Source organism: Streptomyces sp. SID9727 (genome assembly GCF_010550605.1).
Classification (GTDB): domain Bacteria; phylum Actinomycetota; class Actinomycetes; order Streptomycetales; family Streptomycetaceae; genus Streptomyces.
Genome location: NZ_JAAGNI010000233.1, coordinates 24955 through 36935, shown reverse-complemented (window position 1 = coordinate 36935; position 11981 = coordinate 24955). Strand labels below are relative to the sequence as shown.

General features: G+C 71.5%; 9 protein-coding genes. All 9 read left to right on the top strand.

All coding sequences use genetic code 11. The features are described from left to right. Positions 1 to 4: 4 nt before the first annotated feature. Complete coding sequence (locus G3I41_RS14930) at positions 5 to 451, top strand: DUF6082 family protein (protein ID WP_164400686.1); 447 nt, start codon at positions 5 to 7, stop codon at positions 449 to 451. A gap of 151 nt (positions 452 to 602) precedes the next feature. After that, entirely contained in the window at positions 603 to 788 is a 186-nt protein-coding gene (locus G3I41_RS14925; protein WP_164247210.1) for an FxLD family lanthipeptide, read from the top strand. Between the two features lie 90 nt (positions 789 to 878). Beyond that, a complete protein-coding gene (locus G3I41_RS14920) occupies positions 879 to 2918 on the top strand; it encodes a lantibiotic dehydratase family protein (protein ID WP_239081631.1) in 2040 nt (679 codons plus the stop codon). Continuing rightward, complete coding sequence (locus G3I41_RS14915; protein WP_164400685.1) at positions 2915 to 3985, top strand: lanthionine synthetase C family protein; 1071 nt, start codon at positions 2915 to 2917, stop codon at positions 3983 to 3985. Before G3I41_RS14920 ends, G3I41_RS14915 begins: the two co-directional genes overlap by 4 nt. A 28-nt stretch (positions 3986 to 4013) precedes the next feature. Next, positions 4014 to 6056 (top strand): methyltransferase, FxLD system, encoded by a 2043-nt coding sequence (fxlM, locus tag G3I41_RS14910; protein ID WP_164400684.1) that lies wholly within the window; start codon positions 4014 to 4016, stop codon positions 6054 to 6056. A 4-nt stretch (positions 6057 to 6060) separates the two neighbouring features. Next, complete coding sequence (locus G3I41_RS14905) at positions 6061 to 7173, top strand: hypothetical protein (RefSeq protein ID WP_164400683.1); 1113 nt, start codon at positions 6061 to 6063, stop codon at positions 7171 to 7173. Between the two features lie 233 nt (positions 7174 to 7406). Next, on the top strand, positions 7407 to 9347 hold the full coding sequence (locus G3I41_RS14900) for an ABC transporter ATP-binding protein (RefSeq protein ID WP_164400682.1): 1941 nt from the start codon (positions 7407 to 7409) through the stop codon (positions 9345 to 9347). 106 nt (positions 9348 to 9453) lie between these two features. Beyond that, positions 9454 to 10749, top strand: coding sequence for a methyltransferase, FxLD system (fxlM, locus tag G3I41_RS14895; protein WP_164400681.1), 1296 nt, complete (start codon positions 9454 to 9456; stop codon positions 10747 to 10749). A 55-nt stretch (positions 10750 to 10804) separates the two neighbouring features. Next, positions 10805 to 11941: an NUDIX hydrolase gene (locus G3I41_RS37665; RefSeq protein ID WP_343242128.1), complete on the top strand. Its 1137-nt coding sequence runs from the start codon at positions 10805 to 10807 to the stop codon at positions 11939 to 11941. Positions 11942 to 11981: the final 40 nt, after the last annotated feature.

Sequence of the window (11981 nt, the reverse complement as noted above, 5' to 3'; positions counted from 1 at the left end):
ACCGATGAAGCTCACCGCCGCCGTCGTCGCTGCCGGTGCTGCCCTCTCCCTCACCACCGCCCTGGTCGGAGCCGCTCGGCTCAGGCAGGACGCGCGACACCAGGCCGAGCGGAACGAGGCGCTCCTCGCGCGCAACCAGCTCGACTGGCTGAGCCGGGTGTCCACCGACGCTGACCTCGCCGAGCTGTGGAAGCCCGAGGACATGAAGGCCGAGGAGTACATGGAGCTCATGTCGGCCAACCGACTCATCTGCGCCCTCAGCCTGCGCCACTGCCTCGGCCGCATCCGGGACGGACAGCTGCCGTTCTACGCCGCCATGGTCATGGACTTCGAAGTCTGCCGGCGCTACTGGCAGCGCTTCGGAGACCTCCGCGCCCAGGAGGCCGAGGGCGATGAGCAGGCTCAGCACTTCACCCGGGCAATGGACGAGGCCGCCAAGAGACACCCGTAGGCCCAGCCCGCCCCGGCCTGACGGCAACACCACCGACTCCGGACGCGTGAGCGCCGAGCGGCTCCGCCGCCAGCCGCCGTCCGGCAACAGACCCCGGGGCCTGACCGGGCCCCGGTATCCCGCACCATCCACCACTCCCTAGGAGGCAGACATGACCGCCATCCAGACCGAGAGGCCGACCGCTCCCGCGCAGGCCGACCTCGTGAAGAACGACGACGACCCGTTCGGGCTCGACATCACCTTCATCGAGGGCACGCCGGCGACCGAGACGGCCCTGATGTGCGGCACGGGCGACAACTGCGGCAGCTCCTGCCCCAGCGCCTGCACCACCTCGTAAGCGGGGACACCCCGGCAGCGCGGGCCGGACGGGGCTCTCCCCGTCCGGCCCGCCCCCGCCCGTCACACCCAGAAGGTGAGGAAAGCACTGATGACACGGCACCGGCCCAGCCTGTACGAGGCCGCAGGACAAGCCATGCTGCGCGCTGCGGTCCACACGGCCGCGCCCGCCATGCCGCCCTGGCCGAACACCGCGGCGCCCACTGGCGAGTGGCGCGCGTGGCTGCGCACGGTGTGGTCCGACACCGCCTTCCAGCGCGCCGTGTCGCAGGCAAGCCCTCACCTGGCGGACCAGGTGCAGGCCATCATCGACGGCCGCACGCCGAAGGCACGCCGGATGCGCCGGGCGGCGCTGTCCACCGCCCGCTACGCGATCCGTTACGCCCGCCGCTCCACCCCCTACGGTCTCTTCGCCGGCGTCGCCCCGCTCGGCTTCGCCCAGACCACGTCCGTCCACATCGGTGACGAGCACAAGGCTGTGGGCCGCCCCGAGCCGACCGGGCTCGAGGAAATGCTCACCGCCTGGGAGAGCGACGCCGCGCGCATGGCCGACGTGGAGGTCTGCGTCAACAACCTGATCCGACAGCGCGACCAGCACATCCACGTGCCCTCCGAGGGCGACGCCTCGTTCCGCCTCACTATGAACCCCGCACTGCGTCTCGTCCTCGACCTGGCCCGATCACCGATCGGGTACCGCCAGTTGTCCGACAAGCTAGCCGCGGAATTCCCCGACGTAAGCGCCACCGCACGCGACCGGCTGCTCGGTGAACTGCTCCGGGTACGGCTGCTGCGCTCGTCGCTTCGCGCACCGGCCACCGTCGCCGACCCCACCGAGGTCTTGCCGCCTGCGGCGCGTGTTCGGGCGGCCAGGTTGCCGACCGCGCGCGACCTGCGGCTCGATGCCGACGTGCGGCTGCCCGCGCCCGTGCTCACGGAAGTGGAGACCGCGGCGACCGTCCTCGCGCGCCTGGCCAACCACCCGACCGGCACCCCGACGTGGCAGCGATGGATCGAGCGCTTCAGCGAGCGCTACGGCGAGCACCACATGGTGCCGGTGGACGTGGCCACGGATCCGGACCGGGGTGTGGGCTTCCCAGACGGGTTCCTCACGGCGAGTGAGCCGCCCCGGCCGATGTCCCGGCGCGACCGGCGGCTGCTGGAGCTGGCCGGCACCGCCGCCGTCGAAGGCAGCCGCACCGTCGCACTGACCGGGACGATGATCGAGGAACTGGAAGCAGCGGCCGGCGACAAGCCCCACGGCTTGGCGCCCCACCTCGAACTTGCCGCCGAGCTCCATGCCTCCTCCGTACCTGCCCTGGACCGCGGGGACTTCCGGCTGCGAGTGCTGACCGTCTCCCGCTCGGCCGGATCGATGACCGGCCGGTTCTGGCACCTGTTCCCCGGCACCGAGACGGCGTACGCGACCCTGCCCACCGTCGATCCGACGGCGGAACTCGCGCAGCTCTCCTTCCACGCCGGGCGGGTACCGGCCGACCTGCTCACCCGCGCGCCGCAGGCCCTGCCCCGCGTCGTCAGCGTCGGCGAATTCCGGCACCCCGCCCCGACCGTTCTCTTCCCCCGCGACCTGTCGGTCACCGCCGCCGACGGCCGACCCCAGCTGGTGGAGACCGCCACAGGCAAGCCGCTGGAGCTGCTGGCGCCCACCGCCGTCAACTTCCTGTGGAACAACTACACCCCGCCGATGGCGCGCTTCCTCGGCGAGATCAGCCGCGCGGCATCGCCGCAGGTGACCTGGTTCGACTGGGGCGCAGCCTGGGCCCTGCCCTTCACGCCGGCCCTCACCTACCGGCGAACCATCCTCACCACCGCCCGGTGGAAGATCCGCAGTCGCGCACTGCCTGCCCGCACCGCGCCACTGCACCAGTGGACAGAGCAACTCCACGCCTGGCGGGCACGATTCCGGGTGCCGCAACAGGTTCTGCTGGCAGAGGACGACCAGCAGCTTCCGCTCGATCTCACCCGCGACGTCGACCTGGACCTGCTCCGGGCGCACCTGGACGCCAGCCCCATCGGTATCGCCACCCTGCACGACGCGCCGCCGCCCGATGCCGACGGGTGGATCGGCGGCCGAGCCCACAGCATCGTGATCCCCCTGGCCAGGCGCTCATGACCACCACGACCGTCCCCCGCACACAGGACCTGTCCGAGGGCGCCCTCGGCATGGCCCTGCTCCACATCGAGCGCCGAGACCTGTCCACGGCGCGTCGCCACCTCACCCGGGCCACCGCCCAGGGCGTGAGCACCGGCAGCAACGCCAGCCTCTTCCACGGCGCCCCCGCCTTGGAGTTCGTCCTGGCTCGCACCCACGGTGCCGGCGACGACGTCCGAGCGGCCGTCGACCACGTCGTGGACGCCCGGCTCGCCGCCGCCCACCACCGCCACGCAACCGGCGCGCTACCTCATCTCGCCGAATGGGATCTCATCCGAGGTCTGACCGGGCTCGCGGCGCTGCTGCTGTCCCGCCGCCCCGTCGCACCCCGGCTCCCCGATGTGCTCTGCTGCCTCGTCAGTCTCGCCCGCCCCGCGCGCGGCGGTAGCCGGATGATTCCGGGGTGGTGGTCGGCGCTCGGCCCTGACGGCAAGGAGATGGCCGGCGGGCACGGCAACAACGGCATGGCCCACGGCATCGCCGGGCCCCTGTCCGTACTCTCCCTCGCCCTACGCGAAGGCGTCAGCGTCCCCGGCCAGGAGGAAGCCATCAGCACGTTCGCGACCTGGCTCGACCGACACGGCACCCACTACTGGTCCGCCGCGGCCCACCTGGGCGACGACCAGCCGCCGCAGGCGGGGCCGGCCCGCCAGTCCTGGTGCTACGGCCAGCCCGGCATCGCCCGCGCGCAGCAGCTCGCCGCGCTCGCCCTCGAAGACACCGAACGCCGCCGAGCAGCCGAGGACACGGTCACGACCATCCTGACCGACCCGCAACAGCTCGCCCGGATCACCGACTCGACGCTCTGCCACGGCTGGGCCGGCCTGCTGACCCTGACCCGCGCGGTCGCCGCAGACAGCCCCGACCCCGCACGCTTCGCCCCCATCGTCCGCGACTTGCGCCGGCGGCTGGCCACCGACTGGGAGCACCTGCACAAACCAGGCTTCCTGGAAGGCCGGGCCGGTGCCCAACTCGCCCTGCATCACGCCGCCACCTCCGGCTGGGCCCGCGCCCTGCTGCTCACCTGACCCCGCCCCTTCAAGGAGTTCCCCGACCATGGCCTTCGACGACGAGCACCTGCCCCTTTCCCCGGACACCGGTTGGTGGCACGCCTCCGTGGCCTTCCCCCAGCCACACAAGGACGCCGCGCGGGTCTTGGCCACCGCACTGTCCGGCCGCCGTTTCCACTTCCTGCGCAAGGACGCCGGTGTGCGCCTGCGCACCGAGCAGCCCGCCACCAACCTGCTGAACCAACTCGTTTCCGACGGTGTGCTCACTGGCTGGACGGGCGGGATCTACGAGCCGGAGACCCATGCGTTCGGCGGCCCCGAGGGCATGAAGGTCGCGCACGGCGTGTTCTGCGCCGACAGCCCGGCCGCGCTCGCCGAGACCGGTGCCCCTGGCGCCCGCGAGCGCGCGGTGATGCTGCTGTCCACCATGATCCGCGCGGCGGGGCTGGACCCGTTCGAAGCCGGAGACGTCTACGACCAGTGGGCCGCCCTGCGCCACCCCGTCACCCCTCCCCGAGGGCCCGCCCTGGACAAGGCCGTCTCCGCGATGCGTCGGCTCATGAACGCGGACGCCACTCTGCGCCCCGATCCGGAAGCGGGCTGGGCCGAGCGCGTCGCCGCGTTCGAGGACGCCGGCTCCCAGCTGCGCCGACTCGCCGCCGACGGCCGGCTGATACGCGGGATCCGGGGCGTCCTCGCCCACCACGCGATCTTCGCGTTCAACCGCGCGGGCGTGCCTGTCGAAGCGCAGGCCGCGACCGCGTGGCTCGGCCGTCACGTCGCCTTCTCCACCTCAGAAGGCGACGTGTCCCACCGCAAGTCCGCCCCGGCGGACCCTAACCTCCCTCGAATGGAGACCACCGTGACACCAGTAACCGACCCCGCCCAGCTGCGCGAAGCCCTCGCCCAACGGCTCGTCGACAGCGGCCACCTGCGCAGCCAGGAGGCCATCGACGCATTCCGCACCACCGACCGGCATGCCTTCCTGCCCGGCGTCGACCTGGAGCGCGCGTACAAGGAGGACGCGGTACCGATCAAGCACGACGAGCACGGAGAGATGATCTCCTGCATCTCCGCGCCGTCCGTCGTCGCCACCCAGCTCGAACAGCTCGGGGCCCTGCCCGGCCACAAGGTCCTGGAAGCCGGAGCGGCCACCGGCTACAACGCCGCCCTCCTCGGCAAGATCGTCTCCCCCGGCGGGCAGGTGTGGACCCTGGACGTCGACAAGGACCTCGTCGCCGGCGCGAGCAAGCACCTCGCCGAGGCCGGCATCGACAACGCCACCGCGGTGATGGCGGACGGCGCGGCCGGGCTGCCCGAACACGCCCCCTACGACCGCATCCAGTTCACGGTCGGCGCGGGCGACGTCCCGGCCAAGATCCTCGAACAACTCGCCCCCGGCGGGCGCCTGGTCCTGCCGATGCGGATCCGCGGCAGCATCTCCCGCTCCTTCGCCTTCGAACGCGACGGGGACACATGGAAGACCGTCTCCTGCGAGATGGCCACCTTCGTCCCGCTGCGCAAGGGCGTCTGCGACGACGTGTACACCCTCGTCCCGATGGCCGGTGAGGGCAACGTGCGCCTGGAGACGTTCAGCGAGCAGGACGTCGACCGCGACGCCCTGCGGACCGTCCTCGACGAGCAGCAGACCAAGCTGTACACCGGGGTGAAGTTCCGGCAGGGATCCGCGTGGGAGTGGCTGTACCTGTACCTGGCCTGCGTGCTGCCCAACGGCCTGTCCCGCCTGCCGGGCCAGCGCCTCGGGTTCACCCCGCACTTCGGCTGGGGCTCCATGGCCGCCCTCGACGGCGCATCACTCGCGTACCTGACCATCCGCGAGGGCGAAGACGAGAACGGCAGGTACTGGGAGGTCGGCGTGATCGGCCACGGCGAAGCGGGCCGCGGCCTCGCCGAGCGCGTCGTGGACGAGATCCGCGCCTGGGACGCCAGCGGCGGCAACGACGCCCCCGCACCGGGATTCCGGATGGCCACCGCCGAGTCACGCGACCGGCTGACGGCCAACGACCCGCGCTTCGTCATCGACAAGCCCTACAGCCGACTCGTCGTCGACTGGGCGCGCAAGGGCTGAGCCGATGATCCCCGCGATAGCCAGCCGCATCCCCCTGGTCCGCCGCACCAAGGCGCCCGCGCTCCCCCTGGAGGAGCGCATCCACCACCTCACCGGGCTGACCGTCGCGCCCGCAGGTGCGAGCCACTACGACCTGGTGGCCCGCGCCTGCGGGGTCCTCAACTACGCCGCACTGATCGCCTCCGACGTCGACCTGCCCGATCTGGCCCAGGAGCTGTGCTGGCGCCAGCACCAGGTCTTCGCCGACGCCGGACGCCTCAGCGGCCGGATCGCCATCATGTCGCTGATGCCACTGGTCAACCTCTCCCGGCTGGAGACCCGCGCCGGCCACGGCGAACTCGCCTACAGCTTGCTGCACTGCCTCAACGACGCGGCCCGACACCGAAACAAGACCGACATCGACGGCCACATCGTCGACCTCTCGGCCCTCACCGCCACGGAAGAGGACCACCGCACGGTGTGCCACGAGCTGTACATCAGCGTCCTCGTCGACGGCGCCCGCGCCCTCGCCCAGATCGGGCGCTGGACCGAGGCCGCCGACGCCATGGCCCAGCATCGCGGCATCGGCAACCGCCTCCTCGACGGCCGCCAGATCAAGATCATGGCCCTCATGGAGCAAGACCTGGACCAGCAGGCCCGCGACCTGATCGACACCACCCAGCCCACCGAGCCGTGGGAGAACCACGTCGCCGACCTCCTGCGCGCCCACTGCCGCCCCGACCCGGCACACCTTCCGCCCGCCGACCCCGACCAAGTTCAGCGTTCAGCCGCCGCGCTCCTCGCCGACCCCGAACCCTCGTACGCGGCATTCCAGACCCGGGCGGGCCTGGCCGCTCTCGATGTCGACGGCAGCGGGCCGCATGCCGGCTCACTCGCCTGCGCTCTTGCCGCCGCGGCACGCCTCGACGCCTACTCCGCCCGAGAGGTCCTGCGCCACCCCGTCGCCGCCACCGCTTTGGACGACAAAGCGAAAGACGTACTGAACGCGGTGACCGCCGCAGCCGGACTGGGATCCGGCGCCCTGTCCGCCGACCACCACGAGGCTCTGACGTGCGCAGTCGATCACGCCGAGAACCAGCTGGAACAGCTGCTGCAGGCCGAACCGGCACCCGGATAGGGGCGTGGACCCGGCCGGCTCACCGACCGACACCGGTAATGCGGTGGGCATCGGCGTTTCGGCCATTTCCTGCCCGCAGCCGCTCCAAGCCAGACCAGGGATCTCGCGTCCACGGGGTCGCCGGATGCAGGAGATAGCGGGCTCCGCAGCACGACCGAATGACGTGTGTTCGATATCGCAGCCGCGTCGTTAGACCTCACGACTCTGCCGACGCGAACGTCCTAGGGGGAACGATGACCTCGGCCATCACGCAGGACCAGCCGCCGCGACCGGAAAAGGGAACCGCGCCGGACGACGAAGCCCCAGGGGCCGGTGTTCGAGAGGAGGAGTACCTCTACCGCGACGCATCCCGGCTCCAGGCCGGCTCCCTGCTGACCTCCCGCACCATGGCTCGACGTCTGCCCTCGCTCGTGCGGCGCTCGGTTCAGATGGCCTGGCACGTGGATCGCGGGGCGACCATCGGGCTGCTGGTGTGCCAGACCGCCACGGGGGTCCTCGCAGCCCTCGGCCTCCTGGCCGTCACGGGCACCATCAACGCGCTGATCTCGTCCGGCGACATCACCGAGCGGCTGTGGGACGCCGCCCCGCAGCTGGCCGTGATCGCCGGAGCCGCCGGTCTGCGTGCGCTCCTGGGCATCACCGTGGTCTGGCTGACCGGCCGGCTGCGCCCGGTCCTCGGACGGGCCGCCGAGTTGACGATGATCGAGGCCGCGCTCGGAGCCGAGCTGGCCGCGAACAACAAGCCTGGCTACAACGACGCCTACGACATCGCCGACCGCGGTGCCCAGGTCACCCCCGACCTCGTCGAGGAGGCCCAGGACGTCCTTGCGGCGACCGCCACGCTCGCCGCCGGCGCCACCGTCCTGACCGTCCTGGACCCCCTGCTTCTGCCCCTTCTCTTCCTCGCCTGCCTGCCGCAGGCCGCCGCCTATGTCCGCTCGGCCCGCGTGATCTACCTCGCCGGGCTTGAGACCTCCGGCCGACGCCGGATGCTGGGCAAACTGCGCTGGCACATGGCATACCAGGAGTCCAGCGAGGAGATGCGCGCCTGCCTGGCCGGCCCCTTCCTGATCGCCCGCTACAGGCGGCTGGCCGCCTCGGTCAACGCCGCCGAACGCACGGCCGCGAACACCGGCGCCTGGATGGGACTGGCCGGTTCAGTGGCCGGCGGGATCGCCTCCACTGCAGTGTGGGCGGCGCTGCTGTGGCTCCTGGCCTCCGGAAGGATGAGCCTCGCCGCCGGAGGCGGCGCCGTCTTCGCTCTCCAGACCGCAACCGGCTCGGTACGCGGCATCATCAACGGCGGTGCCCGCCTGGTGCGCACTGGCTGGTACGTCCAGGACTGGCAGAACTTCCTCGACAACGCCCACGGCCAGGCCATGTCTGACTCCCGTGGCACCGCGCCCGTCCTCACCGCACCGGAGCGCTTCGAGGTCCGCGACGTCTCCTACCGCTACGACGGCGCACCCAAGGACAGCCTGAGCAACGTCTCCCTGCACGTAAGGCGCGGGGAGATCGTGGCGCTGGTCGGGGAGAACGGCTCCGGGAAGACGACCCTCTCGCGCTTGTTGTGCGGACTGCTGCTTCCCACCGAAGGCGCCGTGGCCTGGGACCACGCCTCCACCGCGGAACTCGACCCGTGGGCATCGTGGGAACACGTCGCTCTGGTGCCGCAGAAGTTCACGTACCTGCCGCTGACCATGCGCGACAACATCACCTTCGGACAGGGTGACACCAGCGACGCGGCCCTGCTCGCCGCCTGCGAGGCATCCGGCGCCGCAGAGATGCTGCCGGGCCTGCGCTCCGGGCTGAACACCCTACTGACCAGCGAGTGGTTCGGCGGCCAGCAGCTCTCCGGCGGACAGTGGCAACGCCTGGTCCTCACCCGCGCGTTCCACCGGCAGGCGGCACTGCTGGTGATGGACGAACCCACGGCCGCCCTCGACGCCCGAGCCGAGCACCGGATCTTCGCCGGCCTGCGGGAGCTGGCCAAGGACCGCGCCATCCTGCTGATCACCCACCGTCTCACCAACGTCGCCGTAGCCGACCGGATCGTGGTCCTGGACGAAGGGCGGATCGTCCAGGAAGGCACCTATGCCCAGCTCACTCAGCAGCCCGGCCTGTTCCGAACCCTGTGGGTACTGCAGCGCCGGATGAGCGGCGACACCTCCTGATCACCCCGAGCACGCGAGGCCCCGGTCCGCCAGGCAGAGACGCAAGGCCGCCCTCGACACCTCTCTGCACGTCCGACTCCGCCCCACCAGCACCGGAAGGAATTCCGTGACCACTTCGCCGGCCACCGAGATCAGCGACGCGAGCGAGCTGCGCCACCAGCTCGTCGAGCAGCTCCTCGACGGCAACCACATCCGCTCCGCCGCTGTCGAGCACGCCTTCCGCACCGTGCCCCGGCACACCTTCGCTCCCGGCGTCTCCGTGCAAGCGGCGTACGCCAACGACATCGTCGCCACCCGCCACAATGGCGACGGCGCCGTCACCAGCTCCATTTCCGCGCCCTGGCTGCAGGCCGACATGCTCGAAGCCGCCCGCATCCAGCCGGGCCACCGCGTACTGGAGATCGGATCCGGCGGCTACAACGCCGCCCTCCTCGCCGAACTCGTCGGTCCCACCGGTCACGTCACCACCCTCGACATCGACCCGGCCGTCACCGAGAGAGCCACCAGCTTCCTGCCCGAGGCCGGATACGACCGGGTCAGCGTGGTTACCGCGGACGCCGAGCACCTGCCGACCGGTGTGGTGCCCGAGGGCGGATTCGACGCCATCGTGGTCACCGTCGACGCCTGGGACCTGCCCTGGATCGGCGCGCTGGCAGAAGGCGGCCGTCTCATCGCGCCGCTGCGCCTGCACGGCTACCACTGGGCCATCGGCTTCACCAAGGCAAAAGGGGCCCTGCACAGTGACGAGCCGCTCGTCGTCTGCGGCTTCGTCGCCATGCAGGGGGACGGCGCCTGGAACCGCAACAGCCGCACCGTGCCCGGCACCGGAGTCCACCTTTCCTGGGAAGACGGCACGCCGCTGCCCGTGGACCAACTCACCCCCGCCCTTACCCGCGAGCCGACCGTCACCCGCACCGGCGTCACCGTCGGGGGCCAGGAACCCTTCGACCTCCTCCAGCTCTACCTCGCCGGCGCCCTGCCCGGCTTCTGCCGCCTGGAAGTTGACCCCGACAGCGGCCACCAGATCCTCAACCCACCGCCCCCGCACTGGCCCGCCGCCGCTATCGTCCGCGGGACCTCCCTCGCCCGGCTTGCCCACGAGCGCGTCGGCGACGGGGACGACGGCACGGGCCTGTACGAGTTCGTCGTCCACGGCTACGGCGCCCAAGGGCACCTCCCTGCACGCGAGATGGCCGCGCAGGTCGAGCAATGGCAGCGCAACCACCGCCGTGCCCGATTCCCCCTGATCACCGCCCGCAAAGCAGCCGAGTGTGCCCCGGCGGACACGGACCACGAACCGCACGTATTCACCAAGAAGCACACCCGCATCACCGTGAGCTGGCCGAGCGTGCCCGCAAGCGCCGTTCTGCCCACCGGCCCTAAAAGCTGCGTTCCCTCCTGATCAATGCCGTGCGCTTGCACACCCGCCCGCCCACCGTCGAGAAAGGCAGAGCAACGTGCCCTCCCGCATCCCCCCGCCGGGTCACGCCACGCCGCGTATCGGCCCGTCCGAAGCTCAGTCCGCAGCATCCCGGCACGCGGCGTGGCTCGGCGCCGCCGCGATCATCACCGACGAGGTCGGCCGGGTCCTCCTGGTACACCCCACCTACCGCACGGACAGCTCGTGGCTGCTACCCGGAGGCGTCGTCGAACCCGGCGAGCACCCGCACGTCACCTGCCGACGCGAGATCACCGAAGAACTGGGCCTGGATCTACAGCTGTCGGCCGTGCTCGCCGTTCACTCCCTCTCCCCGCACCACCCCGACCTTCAGTCCGGCACACACTGCCCCGGCGAGGTTCGGTTCGTCTTCGACGGGGGAACCCTCGCCCCCGACCAGGTCGAGACGATCCGTCTGCCGCGCGAAGAGTTGTCCGAGTACGCCTTCCTGGAGACCCGGGACGCGGTACGGCGGCTGCGCCCGGTGGACGGGCAGATCATGCTCGCCGCCTACCGCGCCCGGCTCGGGAACACCGCCACCGCGCACCTGGCCGATGGCCGGCACATCATTGGTGCCCCGGCGCTGGACCGGCACGACGTCCACGTCCGCTACCGCCCCTTATGGGACAGCCCGCTCCATCACGAACCCGTTCCCGAGCACCTGCCCGTGCAGCAAGCCTGGGCGTGGTGCTTCGTCCCCGACGGCCGAGTGGTCGTCGTGGCCGATCCCGGCCCACAAGGCGCACTCCCGATGCTGCCCGGCGGCACCGTGGAGGCCACCGACGCGACGGCCGAGAACACCCTGCACCGCGAAGCCGCCGAAGAAGGGCAGCTCACCCTGGCCGATCCGGTGCGACTGGGCTGGGTGCTGGACGAAACCGGCGAGGTCTACGGCGGCGTGGGACCCAACGCCCGCCTTCGCCTGGCCGCTCGCGTCACCGCCATCGGGCCGGCAGCCGTCGACCCCGCCACCGGACGCCCCTTCGCCCGCCTCCTCGCCAGCCCCGCCCAGGCAGCCGCCCTCCTGGGCTGGGGCCCGCCCGGTGCACGGCAAGCCCAGCTCGCGGTGGACACGGCACGCGAGCGATGGGGGCTGCCTATCGCACACGCTGCCGCCGTCGAGGAGATCCCAGCGGAGGGGATGCAGCTGAGCTGATCCGACGACCCGCACCGCCTCGACTCCTCCCACGGTCCTT

Coding starts and splice junctions, on each gene's coding strand:
- G3I41_RS14930 (WP_164400686.1), top strand. CDS start 5: ATGAAGCTCACCGCCGCCGTCGTCGCTGCCGGTGCTGCCCTCTCCCTC.
- G3I41_RS14925 (WP_164247210.1), top strand. CDS start 603: ATGACCGCCATCCAGACCGAGAGGCCGACCGCTCCCGCGCAGGCCGAC.
- G3I41_RS14920 (WP_239081631.1), top strand. CDS start 879: ATGACACGGCACCGGCCCAGCCTGTACGAGGCCGCAGGACAAGCCATG.
- G3I41_RS14915 (WP_164400685.1), top strand. CDS start 2,915: ATGACCACCACGACCGTCCCCCGCACACAGGACCTGTCCGAGGGCGCC.
- fxlM (WP_164400684.1), top strand. CDS start 4,014: ATGGCCTTCGACGACGAGCACCTGCCCCTTTCCCCGGACACCGGTTGG.
- G3I41_RS14905 (WP_164400683.1), top strand. CDS start 6,061: ATGATCCCCGCGATAGCCAGCCGCATCCCCCTGGTCCGCCGCACCAAG.
- G3I41_RS14900 (WP_164400682.1), top strand. CDS start 7,407: ATGACCTCGGCCATCACGCAGGACCAGCCGCCGCGACCGGAAAAGGGA.